23 protein-coding genes are annotated in these 19,401 nt (G+C 67.7%); 14 read left to right on the top strand and 9 right to left on the bottom strand.

Annotated elements, in window-relative coordinates; all coding sequences use genetic code 11:
* The 3 genes from D620_RS0110245 to D620_RS0110235 form a co-directional block, all read right to left on the bottom strand.
* Nucleotides 1-747, bottom strand: a complete 747-nt coding sequence (locus D620_RS0110245) for a DsbA family protein (protein ID WP_017665713.1) — start codon at nt 745-747, stop codon at nt 1-3.
* A gap of 106 nt (nt 748-853) precedes the next feature.
* Entirely contained in the window at nt 854-1,585 is a 732-nt protein-coding gene (locus tag D620_RS0110240) for a DsbA family protein (RefSeq protein ID WP_017665712.1), read from the bottom strand.
* 5 nt (nt 1,586-1,590) lie between these two features.
* The gene (locus D620_RS0110235) at nt 1,591-2,136 is read right to left on the bottom strand and encodes a DUF721 domain-containing protein (RefSeq protein ID WP_026092119.1); all 546 of its coding nucleotides are present in this window, start codon (nt 2,134-2,136) and stop codon (nt 1,591-1,593) included.
* A 29-nt stretch (nt 2,137-2,165) separates the two neighbouring features.
* On the opposite strand from D620_RS0110235, the gene D620_RS0110230 reads away from it, so the two are divergent.
* A complete protein-coding gene (locus tag D620_RS0110230) occupies nt 2,166-3,224 on the top strand; it encodes an A/G-specific adenine glycosylase (RefSeq protein WP_017665710.1) in 1,059 nt (352 codons plus the stop codon).
* On the opposite strand, the gene D620_RS0110225 is transcribed toward D620_RS0110230, so the two are convergent.
* The gene (locus D620_RS0110225; protein WP_017665709.1) at nt 3,221-3,442 is read right to left on the bottom strand and encodes a hypothetical protein; all 222 of its coding nucleotides are present in this window, start codon (nt 3,440-3,442) and stop codon (nt 3,221-3,223) included. The two genes, D620_RS0110230 and D620_RS0110225, sit on opposite strands and share 4 nt — an antisense overlap.
* Before the next feature lie 126 nt (nt 3,443-3,568).
* On the opposite strand from D620_RS0110225, the gene D620_RS0110220 reads away from it, so the two are divergent.
* The 5 genes from D620_RS0110220 (at nt 3,569) to D620_RS15175 (ending at nt 7,794) form a co-directional block, all read left to right on the top strand.
* Nucleotides 3,569-4,903 carry a serine hydrolase domain-containing protein gene (locus D620_RS0110220; protein WP_233992056.1) on the top strand — a complete coding sequence of 445 codons (1,335 nt, stop codon included), beginning with the start codon at nt 3,569-3,571 and terminating at the stop codon, nt 4,901-4,903.
* Nucleotides 4,903-5,796, top strand: a complete 894-nt coding sequence (nudC, locus tag D620_RS0110215) for an NAD(+) diphosphatase (protein WP_017665707.1) — start codon at nt 4,903-4,905, stop codon at nt 5,794-5,796. The genes D620_RS0110220 and nudC overlap by 1 nt, the downstream gene beginning before the upstream one ends.
* On the top strand, nt 5,793-6,479 hold the full coding sequence (locus tag D620_RS0110210) for a DsbA family oxidoreductase (protein WP_017665706.1): 687 nt from the start codon (nt 5,793-5,795) through the stop codon (nt 6,477-6,479). The genes nudC and D620_RS0110210 overlap by 4 nt, the downstream gene beginning before the upstream one ends.
* Before the next feature lie 127 nt (nt 6,480-6,606).
* Nucleotides 6,607-7,128 (top strand): hypothetical protein, encoded by a 522-nt coding sequence (locus D620_RS15180; protein ID WP_017665705.1) that lies wholly within the window; start codon nt 6,607-6,609, stop codon nt 7,126-7,128.
* 93 nt (nt 7,129-7,221) lie between these two features.
* The gene (locus D620_RS15175) at nt 7,222-7,794 is read left to right on the top strand and encodes a DUF308 domain-containing protein (protein WP_017665704.1); all 573 of its coding nucleotides are present in this window, start codon (nt 7,222-7,224) and stop codon (nt 7,792-7,794) included.
* Here the strand turns inward: D620_RS15175 and D620_RS0110195 are convergent, their stop codons facing one another.
* From D620_RS0110195 to mgtE, 5 genes are read right to left on the bottom strand one after another with little or no spacing between them, the layout of a single operon-like run.
* Nucleotides 7,795-8,187 carry a DUF1489 family protein gene (locus tag D620_RS0110195; RefSeq protein ID WP_017665703.1) on the bottom strand — a complete coding sequence of 131 codons (393 nt, stop codon included), beginning with the start codon at nt 8,185-8,187 and terminating at the stop codon, nt 7,795-7,797.
* Nucleotides 8,188-8,218: 31 nt separating this feature from the next.
* Nucleotides 8,219-9,592: an aromatic ring-hydroxylating dioxygenase subunit alpha gene (locus tag D620_RS0110190; protein WP_017665702.1), complete on the bottom strand. Its 1,374-nt coding sequence runs from the start codon at nt 9,590-9,592 to the stop codon at nt 8,219-8,221.
* Nucleotides 9,589-10,083 (bottom strand): nuclear transport factor 2 family protein, encoded by a 495-nt coding sequence (locus D620_RS15170; RefSeq protein ID WP_017665701.1) that lies wholly within the window; start codon nt 10,081-10,083, stop codon nt 9,589-9,591. Before D620_RS15170 ends, D620_RS0110190 begins: the two co-directional genes overlap by 4 nt.
* Nucleotides 10,084-10,093: 10 nt before the next feature.
* The gene (locus D620_RS0110180; RefSeq protein ID WP_017665700.1) at nt 10,094-10,855 is read right to left on the bottom strand and encodes a glucose 1-dehydrogenase; all 762 of its coding nucleotides are present in this window, start codon (nt 10,853-10,855) and stop codon (nt 10,094-10,096) included.
* 29 nt (nt 10,856-10,884) lie between these two features.
* Entirely contained in the window at nt 10,885-12,333 is a 1,449-nt protein-coding gene (gene mgtE / locus D620_RS0110175) for a magnesium transporter (RefSeq protein WP_017665699.1), read from the bottom strand.
* A gap of 104 nt (nt 12,334-12,437) precedes the next feature.
* Here mgtE and D620_RS0110170 point away from each other — a divergent pair, with 104 nt between their 5' ends.
* The 8 genes from D620_RS0110170 (at nt 12,438) to D620_RS0110135 (ending at nt 19,298) form a co-directional block, all read left to right on the top strand.
* A complete protein-coding gene (locus D620_RS0110170) occupies nt 12,438-12,899 on the top strand; it encodes a peptidylprolyl isomerase (protein WP_017665698.1) in 462 nt (153 codons plus the stop codon).
* 5 nt (nt 12,900-12,904) lie between these two features.
* Entirely contained in the window at nt 12,905-13,495 is a 591-nt protein-coding gene (locus D620_RS0110165; protein ID WP_017665697.1) for a hypothetical protein, read from the top strand.
* Between the two features lie 65 nt (nt 13,496-13,560).
* The gene (miaB, locus tag D620_RS0110160; RefSeq protein ID WP_026092117.1) at nt 13,561-14,916 is read left to right on the top strand and encodes a tRNA (N6-isopentenyl adenosine(37)-C2)-methylthiotransferase MiaB; all 1,356 of its coding nucleotides are present in this window, start codon (nt 13,561-13,563) and stop codon (nt 14,914-14,916) included.
* Nucleotides 14,917-14,926: 10 nt separating this feature from the next.
* On the top strand, nt 14,927-15,505 hold the full coding sequence (locus D620_RS15835; RefSeq protein ID WP_155800106.1) for a hypothetical protein: 579 nt from the start codon (nt 14,927-14,929) through the stop codon (nt 15,503-15,505).
* 153 nt (nt 15,506-15,658) lie between these two features.
* The gene (locus D620_RS0110150) at nt 15,659-16,699 is read left to right on the top strand and encodes a PhoH family protein (protein WP_017665694.1); all 1,041 of its coding nucleotides are present in this window, start codon (nt 15,659-15,661) and stop codon (nt 16,697-16,699) included.
* Nucleotides 16,700-16,885: 186 nt separating this feature from the next.
* Nucleotides 16,886-17,365 (top strand): rRNA maturation RNase YbeY, encoded by a 480-nt coding sequence (ybeY, locus tag D620_RS0110145; protein WP_017665693.1) that lies wholly within the window; start codon nt 16,886-16,888, stop codon nt 17,363-17,365.
* A gap of 89 nt (nt 17,366-17,454) precedes the next feature.
* A complete protein-coding gene (locus D620_RS0110140; protein ID WP_017665692.1) occupies nt 17,455-18,318 on the top strand; it encodes a transporter associated domain-containing protein in 864 nt (287 codons plus the stop codon).
* Nucleotides 18,319-18,413: 95 nt separating this feature from the next.
* Nucleotides 18,414-19,298, top strand: coding sequence for a LysR substrate-binding domain-containing protein (locus D620_RS0110135; RefSeq protein WP_081596574.1), 885 nt, complete (start codon nt 18,414-18,416; stop codon nt 19,296-19,298).
* Nucleotides 19,299-19,401 lie beyond the last annotated feature (103 nt).

Below are 19,401 nucleotides of genomic sequence, written 5' to 3'. Positions count from 1 at the left end.
TCAGCGCGCGCCGGCGCGCTGGAGGCGGGGCTCGAGCTCGGCCCAGGTGCTGCCCTCGACCTTGGTGCCGTTGAGCACGAAGGTCGGGGTGGACTGGATCTTGTCGTCGTTGGCGTAGGTCTCGGAGATTTCGGAAAGCTGCTTGAGCTTGGCGAAGTCGGCCATGCAGGTGCGTGCCTGGTCTTCGCTGATTCCGCGCGCGGCGAAGAATTCATAGAGGCCGGTAAGCTCGCCGAAGCGCACGAAACGCTCGTTCTCGGGGAACTTGGCAAGGTCGTTCAACGCGGATTCGTTGGCGAAGGCACGCTGCTGGATGGGGCCGAGATTGGCCCAGATCTGGTCGGCGAGCGGCATGGCGGCTTCGGGTGCGGAGCAGCCAATCATGCGGGTCAGCGCCAGATCGAGCGGGCCATGGATCAGGAAGCTGCGGAATTCATAACTGACGCGGCCCGAATTGACGTAGGTTTCCATCAGGGGCTTCATACCCTCCTCGGAAAAGCGCGCGCAGGCCGGGCAGGTGAGCGAGCCGTATTCGACGAGCTTCAGGGGCGCATCGGGGTTGCCGACGAGATAGCCGCCGCGCTCGGTGGTGGCGACCTTTTGCGCCCAGGTCGTGCCGGCGGGCGGCGCGACGACCGGCAGGGGTTCGCTGCTGGCGCCATCGCCGGCGGCATCCCCGCCGCAGGCCGCCAGCATCAGCGGCGCAAGAGCGGCAAGACAGAGCGAGAAAAGGCGGGTCAGGGTCATCGGGTCGTCCTAACTGGGAGTTCGCTTTACGGCGGGAGGATAGCCCCGCACGCGCTCTGCCAGCAAGCACCAGCGCGCAAGGGGTGTGAACAATTCGCAGGCGCGCTCATTCGGCCCTGGCGGTGAACCTTTCGCGCAGCAGCGGGTAGAGCGTCTCCCAGCTGTGCACTTCGGTCAGGAGCTTGCCGTCCATTGCGAAGCTGGGGGTGGAATCGACCCCGAATTCGGCCGCGTCGGCATCGTCGTTGGCGAGCAGCTTCTGTGCGGCGGCATCATTGGCGACGCAGGCGTCGAGCTCGGCCTTCGATTGCCCCTTTGCAGCGAGCATGGCGGTAAGGCCGAGGGCAGCGGCGGCGTTCTGGCGGGCGGCCCTGTCGCCGCGCTGCCAGATCGCCTGCTGGGTCTGCGGGGCGGCGCGTGCCTTGCCGAGCCAGTCGGCCTGGGCAAGGATCAGCGCGCGGTGGCGGACCTTGAAATCGGCCGGGTCGCCGCAATTGGCGAGCAGCGTCACGACCACGTCGAGCCCGTTGCGGATCACCGGCCGCACCTCGACCTTGAGCTTGCCCGGGCCGAGCAGCACCACATCGAGCGCCGGCTCGCCGCGCGCGGCGAAATCGGCGCAGTGCGGGCAGGTGTAGCTGATGAATTCGACCAGCGTGGTGCCCGCATCGGGATTGCCGACCAGATGCCCGCGATCGGTGCGCGTGACGGTGTTCTGCCAGCTTGCCGCCTTGGACCTGGGCGCAAAGGCGCTGTCGGGACGCGAGAGGTCCTGCGCCGAGGCGACGCCGGCAGCCAGCACCAGCGCAGCGGCGGTGAAAAGGAGGGGTTTCAGCATGGGGGCTATTCTTCCGGTGGGGTCGGCTTTTCGTTGTTCGAGAGGCTGCGGGCGAGCGATTCGAGCACGGTGCGCAGCTCCGGATCGCCGATATCGCGCAAGCTGTCGCCCAATTCCAGCGGGATCGGCTTGAGCGACGGCGGGGGCTTGGCCGGGCGGCCGTCGGCGGGCGGGGTGACCGCGCCGTGGCGCAGCTTGACGCGGGCGACCGCGCGGTAGCCGAAGAAGCGGTTCACCCGCTCGATGATTTCCGGCACGACCTGCTGGATCAGCGGCGCATGGGCGGGGATCACCACCAGATCGAGGATGCCTTCGGCCTTCTCCCCCGGGGGAAAGCGGATCGCCTCGGGGCTGCATACGCGGGCGTGCCTGGGGCCGACGATTTCGGGCCAGCGGGTGACCACCGAGCTTTGCACGAAGCCGAAGCGCCGGAAGGCGGTGCGGCCGATCTCGGGCATGAGATCGCCGATCGCGCGCGGGCCCTGTCCGCGGGGGCGAGTGTAGGGCCTGATCTTGCTGTCTGTGGCCGGAGGTTTCTTGTCGCTTCCCATGATTGCGCCCGCCATGCCATAGGCCGCGCGTGACTGCCAGCATCCAGCCCGAAATTGCCGCTACGCTCGTCGATTGGTATGACCGCAATGCGCGCGATCTGCCGTGGCGCTTGCCGCCGGGCAGCGCTCTGCCCGATGACCCGGCCTGGCCCTACCGCGTGTGGCTGTCCGAGGTGATGCTCCAGCAGACCACGGTGGCGGCGGTGAAGCCCTATTTCGCCAAGTTCACCGAGACCTGGCCGACGCTCGAGGCGCTCGCCGCTGCATCCGACGAGACGCTCATGGCGGCGTGGGCGGGGCTCGGCTACTATTCGCGCGCGCGCAATCTCCTGAAATGCGCGCGCGCGGTGGCGGAGCGGGGCGGCTTCCCGGATACCGAGGCCGAGCTGCGCGCGCTCCCCGGCCTCGGCGACTATACCGCCGCCGCGATCGCCGCGATCGCTTTCGGCAAGCGCGCGGTGGTGGTCGATGCCAATGTCGAACGGGTGGTTGCGCGGCTCTTCGCCATAACCGAGCCGCTGCCGGGGGCGAGGAAGGCGATCCGCGCCGCCGCCGCGACGATCACGCCCGCCAGCCGCGCGGGCGATTTCGCGCAAGGCATGATGGACCTCGGCGCCAATATCTGCACGCCGCGCGCCCCGCGCTGCCTCATCTGCCCGCTTTCCGGCAGCTGCGAGGGCCGCAAGCAGGGCGACCCCGGGCGCCTGCCCGTCAAGCCGCCGAGGAAAGTGGTGCCCGAGCGGCGCGGCACGGCCTTCTGGATCACCCGGGCCAAGGGCACGCAGGTGTGGCTCGTCACCCGCCCGCCCGAAGGAATGCTCGGCGGGATGCGCGCGCTGCCCGATGATGGCTGGAGCGCGCAAGAACACGGTTCGGGCAAGGCGCCGCTGGGCGGAGCATGGCAGCGGCTGGGCGCGGTGCGCCACGGCTTCACCCATGCCCATCTGACGCTGGAAGTGCGCGCGCTCGAAACGGTGTCGCAGCCGCGCGGGGCGGGGCAGTGGTGGCCGGTCGAGAAGATCGGCGAGGCCGGGCTTGCGACCCTGTTCGCCAAGGCCGCGCGGCTGGCGCTCGCCCGCGGGGATTAGAGGACCCCGCCGCCCAAAGTCAGCCGCACGCCCGCGATCAGCAGCACCACAAGGCAGAAGTTGCGCCCGCCGTCCTTCGAGGACAGCGCCCCGATCACGATACCGATCACGATCAGCGGCAGGGCGAACCAGTTGGCCCAGCCGAGCAGGGGGATCTGCGCGGGGATCACGATGACGAGGCTGACAAGGCCGACGAGATAGGCAAGGAGGTTGAGCATGTGTCTTATATAGATAAGACACCGAGGCTTCGCAAGCCGCAGTTCACGTGTCCCCGTGCACCGCGATTGACCGGGCTTCCCGCCTGCCGCAAACAGGTTTCAAACACGGACCGGAGATTCTGCCTGATGCCTATCCAGACCGCCGCACTTTCCGGCATGACCCCCGATCTTTCGCGCCGCTCGCTGTTGCGCGCGGGCGCACTCTTCGCAGGCGGGGCAGCGCTGTCGGGCCTGCCGTTCGGCCGCGCCGCCTTTGCGCATGACGTGAGCGAGGACTGGGCCAATGTCGCGGCGCTCGCCGACAAGTATGTCTCGCAAAAGAAGCTGGCCAACCTGCTGCTGTCCTTCGGCTGGGACCAGCAACCCCATGCCCATACGGTCGGGGGCGGCACGCTCGCGCTCGGCAAGCCGGCGCTAGTGGACGAGAACTCGCTTTACCGCATCTACTCGATGTCCAAGCCCATCACCGGCATGGCGACGATGATCCTGATCGACGAGGGCAAGCTGGGCCTCGACCAGCCGGTCCACGAGATCCTCCCCGCCTTCCGCGACATGAAGGTGCTGGTCGATCCCGAGGGTTCGCTCGACGATACCGTGCCCGCCAATCAGCCGATCACGATCCGCATGCTGCTGACCCACACCGCCGGGCTCGGCTACCAGATCATCAGCAAGGGGCCGCTGCAAAAGGCCTTCAACGCGCAGGGTCTGATCGGTGGCCGGGTGAGCCGCTTGCCGATCCCGGGGATCGAGCCGGTCACGCCTGCGCCGGGCCTTGCGGTCTGGGCCGACCGCTTGGCCGAACTGCCACTGATGTATCAGCCTGCCACCAGGTGGAGCTATTCCTGCTCGATCGACCTGCTCGGCCGGGTGATCGAGGTGGTGAGCGGGATGGAATTCGAAGCCTTCCTGAAGGCTCGCATCTTCGACCCCTGCGGCATGACCAGCACCTTCATGCAGGTCCCCGCGAGCGAGGCGCACCGCCTCACCGACAATTACGGCATCGTCGGCGGCACGCCCTTCCCGATCGATCCGGGCCCGGCCTCGGTCTTTCTCGACCCGCCCGAAGTGGCGGCGGGCGGCGGCGGCCTCGTTTCGAGCCCGAAGGACTATGACCGCTTCCTCAGGATGCTGCTCGGCTATGGCCGGATCGACGGCAAGTTCGTGATGAGCGAGAATGCGGTGCGCGTCGGCACCTCGAACCTCATCCCTGCAACCGTCGATCTCAAGGGCAGCTGGCTCGAGGGCGAGGGCCACGGCGCCGGCGGGCGCTCCAAGGGGTCGAGCTTCGGCTGGGGCGGGGCGGCGGGCACGCTCGGCGCGGTCGATTTCGACTTGAAGCTGCGCTCGTGCCTGTGGACCCAGTACATGCCGTCCGAAGCCTACCCGATCCGCGACGAGTTCATGGCCGCGATGCAGAAGGATCTCGCGGCGATGCGCGCTGCGAAGAAGGCTGCCGCCTGATGCACGCGCCTGCCACGCCGCCGGGGATGGCCTTCGCCGGATCGCCGCTCGACCGGGCCGATCACATCCGCGTCGATCCCGAGGCGCTCGCGGGCCTGATGAACTGGCGCGCAAAGGTGCTGCTGCTCGATGGCTTGCTGCCGGGGGTGGACGATCAGGGCGGGCTCGTGTGGGGCTCGCTCGCCGACGTGCCCGAGGATGCCGAGCTGGTGTTTCTCGGGATGCAGGACGGCAAGGCGCATTTCGCTCCGGTGCCGGGCGAGGGCGCCGATGGCCCCGCTTACGCCATGCCGCGCGCCTGGGCGCTGATGACGCAGCTCGCGCCCCCTGACCTTGCCATCTATGGCGGGGCGAGGAGCCTTGTCGACTGGCACGCCCGCCACCGCTTCTGCGCGCGCTGCGGATCGGCGACCAAGCTTGTCAAGGGCGGCTGGCAGCGGCATTGCGACAGCTGCGGCGCGGACCACTTCCCGCGCACCGATCCGGTCACGATCATGCTGGTCGAGCATGAGGACAGGCTCCTGCTCGGCCGCCAGCCGCGCTTTCCGCCCAAGATGTATTCCGCGCTCGCCGGCTTCGTCGAACCGGGCGAGACGATCGAGGAAGCCGTGGCGCGCGAGATCCACGAGGAGGCAGGCGTCAGGGTGCGCGATGTGAAATACATCGCCAGCCAGCCCTGGCCCTTCCCGAGCCAGCTGATGATCGGCTGCACCTCGGTCGCGGACGACCCCGAACTCACCATCGACACCACCGAACTCGAGGACGCGCGCTGGTTCACCCGCGCCGAACTCGAAGCCGCGCGCGCGGCGGGCGAGGCGGGGACCGACCTCCTCTACTTCCCGCGTCCCTTCGCCATCGCGCATCACCTTGTGTGCTGGTGGCTCGACAGATGAGCGCGCAAAAGCTCACCATCGACATCTATTCCGATGTCATGTGCCCGTGGTGCCTGATCGGCTACGGCCAGCTGACCAGGGCGCTCAAGGAACTGGAGGGCGAGATCGCAGGCGTGATCCGCTGGCGGCCGTTCGAGCTGAACCCGCAGATGCCCCCCGAGGGCGAGGAGCAGGAAGCGCACCTCCAGCGCAAATATGGCCGCCCCGCCGAAGAGGGCGCGCGCATCCGGGGCCAGATGAAGGCGATTGCCGAGGGGGCGGGGGTCTCGCTGTCTTGGGAGGGCGAGGGCGAAGCGCCGCCTGCGATGATGTGGAACACCCGCGATTGCCACAAGCTCCTCGCCTTCGCGCTGGAGCAGGCCGGGCCCGGGGTGCAGACCGCGCTGAAGCTCGCACTGTTCCGCGCCCATTTCAACGCGCGCCGCAACCTCGGCGACCGGGCGGTTCTGCTCGACATCGCCGCCGAAGCGGGCCTGCACCGCGAGGCGGCCAAGACCGCGCTGGACGATCCCGAACTCGAGGCGCGCGTGATCGCCGAAGAGCAGCAGGCCTGGGATCTCAACATTTCGGGCGTGCCGGCGATGATCGTCGCAAACAAGTTCCTGATTCCCGGCGCGCAGGCTCCCGAGGTCTATATGGGCGCCCTCAGGCGCGTCGCCGAGAAGACCCGCGCGGCCACCTGACCGGAATTTCAGCCCGGCGCCGCGCCGCACCCTCCCATGACAGCGCCGCCGGCGGCGCCTTCCTGCATGCCAAGGCCACAGCCTGCGCGATCCCGCGCGGGCGCTGCCAGTTTGCAGGAGAACAGCAATGTCCAAGGTTTCCGCGATTTTCGACAGCCACGCCGAAGCCGAGAGTGCGGTGGGTGACCTGCGTTCGCTCGGGATCGGCGACAATGACCTGTCGGTGATCGCCCATCACAAGGGCACCACCACCACTTCGACCGCCGATGGCGAAGTGACCGACGAGGACCACCGCAACGTGCTGCGCGGCGTGCTGGGCGGCGGGGCGCTGGGTGCCGGGCTCGGCGTCGCCGCGCTGGCGATCCCGGGCGTCGGGCCGTTGGCTGCGGCGGGCGCCATTGCGGCGGCTGCGGTGCCCGAGGCGGTCGGTATCGGCGCGGTGCTCGGCGCGATCGGCGGGACGCTCAACGAAACCCTCACCAAGCACGGCGTCAGCGAGGAGGATGCGAGCTATTACAACGATCGCATCAAGAACGGCGGCGTGGTGGTGACGGTCGAGGATATCGGGCTCCACGAGGACAAGATCCGCGAAGTGCTGACCCGCAACGGCGGCCACAACGCGGCCAACGCGCGCGCTGTCGGCTTCTGAACACCGTGACGGGCGAGGGGCGGCGGGGGCGGGGCAAGACCTCCCCGTCCCCGCCGCCCGCGCGCGTTTGCATTACGCGGGAGACCTTGATCCATGGCGGCCTATCCCAAGGCGCAATACAAGCGGGTCGGCGCGCGCACGCCGTTGCGGCGCGGGGGCTTCGTGGTGCTGGGCATCGTGCTGGTGCTGGTCGGCGTCATGGCGCTGGCCTTCCCGCTGCTGGCCGCGCTCTCGTTCAATCTGGCGGTCGGCCTGATGCTGCTGGCGGGCGGGATCGCGGCGCTCGTCCACGCCTTTCGCGTTCATGGCTGGCAGGGGCGCGCGGTGCAGATCGTGCTTGGCGTGCTCTATCTGTTGGGCGGGCTGGTGTTCCTCGCCAACCCCTTTGCCGGGCTGCTGGCGCTGACCCTTGCGCTGGGCGCCTTCTTCGCGGCTGACGGGATTGCGCCGATGCTGATGGGCGCGCAGATCAGGCCGCAGCGCGGGTGGGGGTTGTTCCTCGTCTCGGGGCTGGTCTCGCTGGTGCTCGGCGTGCTGGTGCTGCTCGGCCTGCCGGGCGGCTGGTCGATCGCGCTGCTGGGCGTGGTGGCGGGGCTCAACATGGTGCTGACCGGGGCGGCGTTCCTCGCCTGCACCGGCATGCCGCCGCCGCGCGTGCGGCCCTAGCTAGACGAGGCCGAGGCGTTCCAGCTTCATCGCCAGCTTGCCCGGCAGCGCATCGCCGATATCCTCGCCGTCGGCCACATCCTTGGGGGCTTTCTCGTCGGTGAGATAGCGCCAGCCCTGATGCGCGCGTTTGGGGATCTGGTGGACGCGGATGAGCCTGGGTTCGAGCACGATGTCCCAGCGCCCGTCCTCGGTCTTCTCGAAGCCGAGAATGGGGGATCGCGCGACGATCGCGTGGTTGATGATCCAGTAGAGCGACCCGCCGACGCACTCCGCGTGCCGGGTCGGCCGGTTGCGGGTGGTGAGCGCGATGGCCCCGCGCCCCTGATACCAGCTTTCGAGATGCGCGTAGCTCTTCGCCCCGAAGGCGATCTTGGTCAGGTGAAGCGGCATGGGGGCCTTGTTCGGCACCCGGCCGCGCAAGTCAACCGGCGAGGTATGCGTCGAGCGTCAGATGCAGGTGGCGGATGCGCGCTTCCTGATAGTTCCCGAGCGTCTGCGCCCCCTTGCGCGAGGCCTTGGCCCCGTCGCGCTGGAGCTTCAGGTTCTCGGTATCCTGGTCGAGAATCTCGGCCAGCGCGAAGCCGGGGACGGTGGTGTAGCTGTCCTCCACGCCGAGCCGGATCGGGGTGGCGGGCGCGGGCCGTTCGCCGCTGACGGGCAAGGGTTGGAGGACGAGAATCTCGTGCAAGGTTTCGTCCGGCCCGAGCGGGCGGAAGCGGTAGCACAGGCGGATGCCGATGCCGGGGAAGAAGAAGGCGTTGGGGAAGAGGAAATACTCGATCGAATCCATCATCTCGGTGGTCGAGACGTCAGACAGGTCGGTGCCGAAGGCGGCGCCCAATTCCTCGCGCAGGAGCTTCGCGTGTTCGGCGCGGGCTTTCGCACCTTCGGGCAGCGCGGCAGGATCGCGCCCGAGCTTGCCGAACAGCGTCGCCTCGCTGACCTCCTGCCTGAGGTGCGGCGAGGGGACGCCGACCGCATGGATGAAGCGCGACACGTGCTTGCCGAAAATGTCGTATTGCGCATTGGCATCGGCGGCGGTGTGGACCGCCTGCGCGTGGGTCTCCAGCACGTGGAAGGCCTCGAGAAAGGCCTCCATCGCCATCTTCCAGTTGGCGGGCAGCACCTTTTCCGTATGCAGCGCGACGTAGCGGTCGTGCATCGGCCAGAGCTTGAAGTGCTCCGGCATCACCTCCAGCTGCTGCGCGAGCGGCGGCGGACTTGCGCCCATGTGGATGAAGACGAAGCCGCCCCAGGTGTCGCAAGCGACCTCGTCGAGGCCGAAATTTGCGTCGGTGACGTGGGGGAAATCCCAGCGGCACGGGACCTCGCGAAGCGTGCCGTCGAGGTTCCAGCTCATCCCGTGGAAGGGGCAGCGGATATTGGCGCGGCGCACGCCGCGTGATCCTTCGGCGGCAAACTTCATCCCCCGGTGCGGGCAGGAATTGACGAAGGCGCGGATTGCCATGTCGGCCCCGCGCACCACCAGCACGGAATGATGGCCGACGTCATAGACATAGCGGTCGCCCGGATCGGGGATGTGCTCCTCGCGGCAGGCCCATTGCCACACGTTGGGCCACAGGCGCTCCATTTCGAGATCGTGGAAAGCGGGGTCAGTGTAGCGCGCGAAGGGCAGATCCTCGTCGCCGAGGAAGCTGTAGGCCTCCTCGCGCATCGCGGGCGGGGGATTGTCCCCGTCGGCATCGAGAATGTCCTGCATCGAGGGGCCGGGGCAGCGCGCCTCGCCGGGGGCGAGCGCGGGGTCGGCGGGGGCGGTGAGATCGGGCCGGTTCACCGCATCGCCTCGCGGTCGTAGAGCGGGTCGGCGGGCTTGCGCTCGCCCATGATGAAGGGGGCGGCGGTGGCCATCGCGTCGGCGGCGGGATCGTCGCGCACCCAGTCGACCAGCTCGGAGCGGTAGGCGATCTTCCAGGTGCCGCCGCGCCGTTCGTAGCGGTCGACATAGCGCCCGGCGATGAACAGGTCGCGCGGTGCGCCGCTCTCGTCGAAGACGCGGTGGTAGGCCTGGTAGTAGACTTCCCCGAAGGCCTCGTCCTCCCCCGCGAAATCGACGAGGTGCTGGCCGAGCATGTGGTGGTTGCGCTCGTGCTCGGTCAGCATCGTCATGCAGAACGCCGCGAAGTCCGCCGGGCCGCCCGAGAACACCCCGTATTCGCACCGCGCATCGGGCCAGAACTGCGCCTCCAGCAGCGCCCCGTCGAGCCGGTCGAGCCCGCGCATGTAGAGCGCGGCGAGGTCGATGATGGCGAAGCGGTCGGCGCTCATGCCCCCCTCCTCATGCGATGCTCAGACCCCCGTCGACGATGAAGGGCGCGCCAGTCGCAAACCTGCTCTCGTCGCTGGCGAGGTAGACCACAAGGTGCGCGATATCCTCGACCTCGCCCATGCGCCCGATGGGCTGGGCGACGCTGAACGCGGCGCGGGTGGCGTCAGGGTCGGGGGTGCCGGCGATCACGCTCTCGACATTGGGGGTGAGGATCGTGCCCGGCTGCACCGCGTTGACCCGCACCCCGTTCTGCTCGCGCGCGCAATAGAGCGCGATCGACTTGGTGAGCGTCACCACCGCCGCCTTGGCCGAGTTGTAGGCGGCAAGATCGGGCGAGGGCTTGTTGCCCGCAGCCGAGGAGAAGTTGACGATCGAACCCCCGCCACCCCGCGCCATGAGCGGGATCGCCGCCTTGCAGCCCATGAAGATCGAATCTACATCTACGCGATAGCAGCGGCGGAAATCCTCCGGGCTGATGTCGGCGATGCTTCCGAACACCGTGATCGCGGCGTTGTTGACCAGCACGTCCAATCGGCCATGCGCGGCCTCGACCTCGGCGATCACCTCCTGCCAGCGCGCCCAGTCGGTGACGTCCTGCGGCAAGTAGCCGCAGCCCAGCTCCGCCGCCGTCGCGCGCCCGGCGCTCTCATCGATATCGGTGATGATGACGCTCGCACCCTCGGCCAGCAGCGCCTTTGCCGCCGCCTTGCCCAGACCCATCGCGCCGCCCGTCAGCAGCACAACCTTGCCGCCCACCCGTCCTGCCATCATTCTCTCCCTTATGTTGGGGAGGAGGGCTATCAGCGCGCCAGACCGCTGACCACTGCCAAACCTAGGAAGACCAGGAAGCCCATCGAATCCGTCGTCATGGTGACGAAGATCGAAGAGGAGATCGCCGGGTCCGCCTTGAACCGCTGGAGCGTCAGCGGCACCAGCACGCCAGCGAACCCCGCGATCACGATATTGCACAGCATCGCCGCGCCGATCACGCCGCCCAGCAAGGGGTTCTCGAACAGCACCGCCACAATCCCGCCGATCACCAGCGCGACCGTGCCGCCGTTCAATGCCGCAATCGACATCTCGCGGCGGATCGCGCGCCAGGTATTGGCGTCGGTCAGCTGGTTGGTGGCAATCGCGCGCACCGTGACGGCGAGGGTCTGCGTGCCCGCATTGCCGCCGATCCCGGCGACGATCGGCATCAGCACCGCAAGCGCCACCATTGCCGCGATCACATCCTCGAACTGCGCGATCACCGTCGAGGCGACCGATGCGGTGAGCAGGTTCGCCAAGAGCCAGCGCACCCGCGCCTTGTAGCTATCGACGATCGGCTCGTTGATGTCGCCATCGCCGGCACCCGACAGCAGCAGCGCGTCCTCGCCCGCTTCTTCCGAGATGATGTGGACGATGTCATCGACCGTCATCTGCCCCACCAGCCGGCCACTGTCGTCCACCACCGCGGCCGAGATCAGCGCGTATTTCTGGAACATCAGCGCGACCTCTTCCTGGTCCATCGTGACCGGGATCAGGGTCTGGTCGCGCTTCATCACATCGGTGAGCTTCACGCCGCGCGGCGTGGTCAGGATCCACGAGAGCGCGCAGGTGCCGACCGGGTGGTGGCGTTCGTCGATGATGAAGACCTCGAAGAAATCATGCTCGAGATCGCCGTCCTCGCGCAGGAAGTCGATCAGCCCGCCGACATTCATGTGCTCGGGCACCGCCACGAAGTGCCGGCTCATCAGGCGCCCGGCGGTCTCTTCGGGATAGGCGAGCGCGCTGGCCACCGCCTCGCGGGTCTCGGGCTCCAGTTCGGCGATGACCGCGCGCTGATCGGCCTCGTCGAGGTCCTCGATCAGCTGCACCGCATCGTCGGTGTCGAGCTGCTCGGCGATGGTGGCGACCGCCTGCGCGGGCAGGGCCTCCATCAGGTCCTCGCGCACGTAATCGTTCAGTTCCGCGATCACGTCGCTGGTCATCAGGTCGGTGATCGCGCGGGCGAGGGCGGCACGTTCGGACCGGCCCAGAAGCTCGATCAGGTCGGCGATGTCGGCGGCATGGAGCGGTTCGACGAGGTCATAAACCGCGCCCTTGTCGCCCGCATCGAGCGCATCGCGCACGGCGGAGACATAATCGACCTTGAGCCGGTTCTCCTGGTCGTGGCGTTCGTCGTCGACACGGTCGTCGGGGCGCACCTCGATCTCCGCCATTTCGGCAGTGACGAGATCATCGTCGAGGATGCGCTCTTCGGCCATGCCTGAGGCGTTTACGGAGGCAAGGCGCAAAAGCAAGGGCAGAGGGTGACAGGGACGAGATGGCTGCTAAAAGCGCGGGCAAATTTTGCGCAGGAGACACGAAAATGGCCGAAACCCTCACCTTCACCCTCGACAACGGCACCGGCGAGACCGGCGATGTGGTCATCAAGCTGCGCCCCGATCTCGCCCCCGGCCACGTCGCGCGCATCACCGAGCTGGCGAGCGAAGGCTTCTACGACGGCGTGATCTTCCACCGCGTGATTTCGGGCTTCATGGCGCAGGGCGGCGATCCGACCGGCACCGGCATGGGCGGCAGCGACAAGCCCGACCTCGCCGCCGAATTCAACGCCGAGCCCCACGTCGAAGGCGTGTGCTCGATGGCCCGCGCGCAGAACCCCAACAGCGCCAATTCGCAGTTCTTCATCTGCCTCGACGACGCGCGCTTCCTCGACAAGCAGTACACCGTGTGGGGTCAGGTGATCAGCGGCATGGAACACGTCCACGCCATCCCCAAGGGCGAACCGCCGCGCGCACCCGGCAAGATCGTCAAGGCGACGGTCGCCTGACGCCAATGCCAACCGACCGGATCGGGCGCGCGATCGCACAGATCACGGCAACGCCCGATCCGGCGCGGTTGGCGCAGATTGCCGACCTCGCAAGCCGCGCCTCGGATGCGGCAGAGACAAGGCGCGCACCGCTTGATCCGATCATGGACGAGCTGGAGGCGCTGACCGGCTTTCGTGAGGAACCCGGCTTTTGGGCGAGCTTTCACGGCGGCAGCGGGCCGGAAGAGTTCGCGGCCATCATCGCACTGCCTCTGCCCGATCCGATCACCGATCTGGAACCGTCCGAAATCGCTGACTTGCTCGCGCTTGAAGAGCGTCTGCGGCTGGACGATCAGGCTGTCTATCAGCGTGTTCTGAGCTATCTGTCTGCTTGTCTTGGCGATGCGTTCACCACTGACCTCATCTATTGGCCGCATCGCGAAATGAATGCGGCCGAGCTTCGCAATGAAGTCATCAGGCGTCGGAGCATCCTCCACGCCGAGGGTATCGCGGGCCTGCACGCCTATGAGCGCGGACTGGCCGAGGAGGTCATGGCATCGGGCAACTCACCCCTGTGGGCGCAACATTGGGCTGAGAGCGTTCTTCGACGCGGCTAAACCGAACCACCGCAGCTTCGCGGGCGTTGAACGCATCCCCGCTTGGCGCTAAAGGCGCACCCTTCATGAAACCCACCTCCGCCCCCCAAAGTCCTCCGGCTACATACAGGGTCAAGAGCTTCGGCTGCCAGATGAACGTCTATGACGGCGAGCGCATGGGCGAGCTGCTGGCGGAACGTGGCATCACGCCCGCGCCCGAGGGGGAGGAGGCGGACCTCGTCATCCTCAACACCTGCCACATCCGCGAAAAGGCCGCCGAGAAGGTCTATTCGGACATCGGCCGGCTGGTGAAGGCGGGCGAGGAAGCGGGGAAGAAGCCGCTGATCGCGGTCGCAGGCTGCGTCGCGCAGGCCGAGGGCGAGGAGATCATGGCACGCGCGCCCTCGGTCTCCATCGTGGTCGGCCCGCAGGCCTATCACCGCCTGCCCGAGATGCTCGACAAGGCGGCACAGGGCGAGCGCGCGACCGATACTGACATGCCCGCCATCGCCAAGTTCGACGCGCTGCCTGCGCGGGCCAAGCGGGGCCCTAGCGCCTTCCTCACCGTGCAGGAAGGCTGCGACAAGTTCTGCACCTATTGCGTGGTGCCCTATACCCGCGGCGCGGAAATCTCGCGGCCTTTTAGCCATCTGGTCGCCGAGGCGCGCAAACTGGTGGAGCAGGGCGCGAAGGAGATCACGCTGCTCGGCCAGAACGTCAATGCGTGGGCGGGCGAGGACGACAAGGGACGGCGCATCGGGCTGGGCGGGCTGATCCGGGTGCTGGCGGGGATCGATGGCCTTGCGCGCATCCGCTACACCACCTCGCATCCCAACGACATGGACGATGACCTCATCACCGCGCATGGCGAAGTGGACAAGCTCATGCCCTATCTGCACCTGCCCGTGCAGGCGGGCAGCGACCGCATCCTGAAGGCAATGAACCGCCAGCACACCGCCGAAAGCTACCTCAGGCTGATCGAGCGCTTCCGCGCGTCACGCCCCGATATCGCGCTGTCGGGCGATTTCATCGTCGGCTTCCCGGGCGAGACCGAGGCCGAATTTGCCGAGACGCTGGGGATCGTCGACGCGGTGCGCTACGCCGCCTGCTTCAGCTTCAAATATTCGCCCCGGCCCGGCACGCCTGCCGCGACGATGGACGGCCAGATCGCGCCGGAAGTGATGGACGAGCGCCTCCAGCGTCTCCAGCAGCGCATCGGCGCGCACCAATACGCCTTCAATCAGGCGAGCGTGGGCGCGCGGTGCCTGGTGCTGGTCGAGCGCACCGGGCGGCATCCGGGCCAGTGGCTCGGCAAGTCGCCGTGGCTCCAGAGCGTGCACTTCGAGGGCGATCACAGGATCGGCGATCTGGTTGAGGTGACGCTGGCCGAAGCGGGGCCCAATTCGCTGCGCGGACGTGTGCGCGCGCCGGCGGCACTCTGAGGCCGCGCGGGTGACGGCGGGCGCTTACGATACGCGCGGCTTCGTCGTCATCGAAGGGCTGCTCGAAGCCTCGCATGTCGCCATGCTCGATGCGGCGATGGACGTCTCGCAGCGTAGCGGCGCGCTCGCCCCCAGCGAATATGTCGCGGGGGCGGAAGACGAATATTCCCCCGGCCTTGGCGAGCTGTACCTGCGCCATTGCCGCCCCGCGGTCGAGGCGGCGATCGGCTGCGCCCTGGTCGAGACCTATGCCTACTGGCGCCTGTACCGGAAGGGCGCGGTGCTCGAGGCCCACACCGACCGCGCCTCGTGCGAGGTGACGGTCTCGGTGACGGTGGGGAGCGATCCGCCGGGCCAGCCCTGGCCGTTCTGCCTGACCGATCTGGCGGGCGAGACCATCGCGGTGACGCTCGCGCCGGGTTCGGCGATCATCGTCAAGGGGCACCGCGTGCCCCACTGGCGCGAGCCGCTGGCCGGGCGGGTGCACAAGCAGATGTTCCTCCACTACGTCCACGCGGGCGGAGCCTTTGCGGTGCACGCCTTCGACGGACGCGGCGCGGACGTGCTGGGGCATATCCGCGGCGGGTGAGCGCCCCGGCGCCCGCTCGCCCGGGGTCAAGATGTCACCCCCGTGACTTTCCACCACCATCTCGCCGCACCCGGCTTGCCATGACGCGCGCGCAGCTTAGGCTCGCGACTCAAGGGCCGAGGGATCGTCCTTCTGCCGCAGCCAAAGGACCTTATGGGCCGACGACCCTCCCGTGCCGGGCATCCGGCGCTCTCGCCTGACCCCCGTGGCATTCCGGCACAGCGGCGCGCGCGTGTCGATCTGACCTTCGAGAACCAGGCGCTGCTCGGCCCCCTGTTCGGCCAGTTCGATGCCAATCTGGTGCAGGTCGAGAACCGGCTCGGGGTCTTCATCCACGCCCGCGGGCATCAGGTGGTGATCGAGGGGCCCGAGGACGACGTCGCCCGGGCGCGCGAGACGCTCAAGACCATGTACGACCGGCTCGCCCGCGGCGAGGCGCTCGATAGCGGCGCGGTCGAGGCGCTGATCGCGATGTCGGCCGAACCGACCTTGGAGGGCATCATCTCGGGCGATGACGGCGCCCCGCCGATCATGATCCGCACCCGCAAGAAGACCATCGTGCCCCGGTCTGCAACGCAGATCGAATACATGCGCAGCCTTGCCAAGGACGATATCATCTTCGCCCTCGGCCCGGCCGGCACCGGCAAGACCTATATCGCCGTCGCGCAGGCCGTCAGCCAGCTCATCACCGGCTCGGTCCAGCGCCTGATCCTCTCGCGCCCGGCGGTCGAGGCGGGGGAAAAGCTCGGCTTCCTGCCCGGCGACATGAAGGAGAAGGTCGATCCCTACCTGCGGCCCCTGTATGACGCATTGAACGACTGCATGCCGCCCGAACAGGTCGAGCGCCGCCTCGCCAATGGCGAGATCGAGATCGCACCGATCGCCTTCATGCGCGGCCGCACGCTCGCCGACAGCTTCATCATCCTCGACGAGGCGCAGAACACCACGCGCGAGCAGATGAAGATGTTCCTCACCCGCTTCGGCCAGAACAGCCGCATGGTGATCTGCGGCGACCCCCGGCAGGTCGACATCCCGGGCGGCCCGCGGATGAGCGGGCTCAACGACGCGGTCGAGCGGCTCGAGGGCGTCGAAGGCTTCGGCACGATCCGCTTCACCGCCGCCGACGTGGTCCGCCACCCGATCGTGGGCCGGATCGTCGAGGCTTACGAGGGCAAGGACGGCGAGGGCGAGTAGAGCCTCGCCCGCATCCGTCACCCCAGCGAAAGCTGGGCCCTGGGGCCGCACAGGACATCGCTTGCCGCGCTGGGTCCCAGCGTTCAGCCTTCGGCTGTGCTTCGCAACCGCTGGGATGACGAAGATTGATCGCGGTTCGTTTCCCAACATTTCTCACCGATCAAATCCGCGCTAAGGGCGCGACCCATGCAACTCGATATCGACATCGAAGACTGGCCCCGAGGCGATTGGGAAGCGCTCGCCGCCCGGGCTGCGGTCGCTGCGGGCGAGGGCGAGCCGCTGCTCGCCAACCATCGCCTTGTCGCCAGCGTGCTGTTCACTTCTGATGCCGAGGTTCACACCTTGAACCGCGAATGGCGCCAGCGCGACAAGCCCACCAATGTCCTGTCCTTCCCGATGCTGGAGCGCGAGGAACTGGAAGAACTCGCCCCGGAAGGCCCGCCCGAAATGCTCGGCGATATCGCGCTCGCTTGCGAAACCTGCGCGCGCGAGGCGGCGGAAAAGGGCGTCACGCTCGAAGCCCACGCGACGCACCTCATCGTCCACGGCCTGCTCCACCTCGCCGGGCACGACCACGTCGAAAGCGACGAACAGGCCGAGGCGATGGAGGCGCTGGAAACCCGCATACTTGCCAAACTGGGCATCGCTGACCCATATGGCGGCTGACACCAACAGGAGCCACTCGCAAGGCCATGGCCGATTCCCATTCGTCCGCATCCCCATCGGGAGAGGCGGACAGTAGTAGCAGCGGGCTGATGTCCGCGCTTCGCAAGATGCTCGGCTTCGAGGGCGCGCGGTCCTTGCGCGAACAGCTCGAGGAAGCGATCGACGAGCACGAGGACGAGAACGGCGGCCCGGGCGAGGGCGCGGCCACGGGCGGAGACCTGTCGCGGGTGGAGCGGCAGATGCTGCGCAATCTCCTGCACTTTTCCGAACACGATGCCGATGATGTCGCCGTGCCGCGCGGCGAGATCATCGCGGTCGATGCCGCGATCAGTTGGGAAGAACTGGTCGCCGCCTTCTCCGAGCACGGCCATTCGCGCATGCCGGTCTACCGCGAGACGCTCGATCACGTGATCGGGATGGTCCACATCAAGGACGTCTTCCCCTTCCTTGCCAATGGCACGCCGCCGCCGGCCGACTGGACCACGCTGATGCGCCAGCCGCTCTACGTGCCGCAGGCGCGCGGCGCGCTCGATGTGCTGGCCGACATGCGCACCCAGCGGGTGCACCTTGCCATCGTGCTCGACGAATTCTCGGGCACCGATGGTCTCATCACCATCGAGGACCTTGTCGAGGAAATCGTCGGCGAGATCGAGGACGAGCATGACGAGACCCCGCAGGAGCTGATCACGCCGATCGGCGAAGGCATGTGGGACATCGACGCGCGCGCCGAGCTTGACGATATCGCCGACAAGATCGACCCGCGCCTTGCCGAGGTGGAAGAGGCGGTCGATACGATCGGCGGCCTTGCCTTCGTTCTCGCCGAGGCGGTGCCGCCGGTCGGCACGGTGCTGGAACATCCGAGCGGCTGGCGGATTGAAGTGACGGCGGGCGATGAAACCCACGTCACGCGCCTGCGGCTGCACCCTCCCGTGACCGAGGCAGAGGTGCAGTAGGCGCAACTTTTTGTGCCCTTCCACATTTTTTCTTCGATTTTTTGCATCCCCGGCGCGCGCCGGCCCGTATCTTCTGCAAGTGAGGAGATATGAGAATGCCAGCCCGTCGCCTGCCGCCCCTTCGCGCCCTTGAGGCTTTCATGCGCACGGTGCGTCTGGGCTCTGCCCGGGCGGCGGCCGAGGAGATCGGGCTTTCTCCCTCGGCGCTGTCGCGGCGGATCAGCAATCTGGAAGAATTCGTCGGCAAGAAGCTGTTCACCCGCGCGCGGCAATCGATGCAGCTGACCGACGAGGGCCAGGCCTTCTACGAGGCGGTGAACCCGCATATGGAAGCGCTCGCGCGGGCGGTGGAGAGCCAGTCGGACAATATCGCGCTGCTGCGCCTCAGGCTCGGCGTGTTGCCGATGTTCGGCAGCCAGCGGCTGTTTCCGCGCCTCGGCGAATTGCGCAAGCGCCACCCGCTGCTGCATATCGACATCGACACCGCACCGCACCTTGAAGACCGTGTGGGCGACACCCTCGATGCGGCGATCATCCTGTCGCGGGGACCGGCAAGCGGGCTGCATGCGGTGCGGCTCGACCACAATCTGGTGCACGCGATCTGCTCGAAGGAAACCGCGCGCGCGATCGGCCCCGACATCACCCCCGAGGTGATGTCCAAGCAGACCTTCCTGATCCACAACGAACTGCCCGAGAGCTTCGTCGCGTGGAAGAAGGCCAACGCGCTCGACACGATGGACCCGGCCGCGATCGACCACTATGATTCGGGCGCGCTGATGCTCGAGGCGGCAGCGCAGGGCCTCGGCATCGCGATCATGCACGATGATCACCTGCGGCGGGCGAATGACAACCGGCTCATCAACCTGCCCGGCGCGCCGGTCGAGAGCCCCTATTCCTACTGGTTCGTGTGCAAGCCGGTGGCGCTGGAGAGCCGTCCGGTGCGGATTTTCCACGATTGGCTGGTGCGCGCCGGGTTGTGATTGGCGTGCGCCCAAGGTGAGGACATTGCGGGCTTTCCTACAGGCGCGGGCGGTGACACAATCGCCGCCATGACGCACCCGGTCGCCCCTCTTGCCGCAGTTC

Source organism: Porphyrobacter sp. AAP82 (genome assembly GCF_000331285.1).
Classification (GTDB): Bacteria; Pseudomonadota; Alphaproteobacteria; order Sphingomonadales; family Sphingomonadaceae; genus Erythrobacter.
This window is presented reverse-complemented; position numbering and strand designations above follow the sequence as displayed.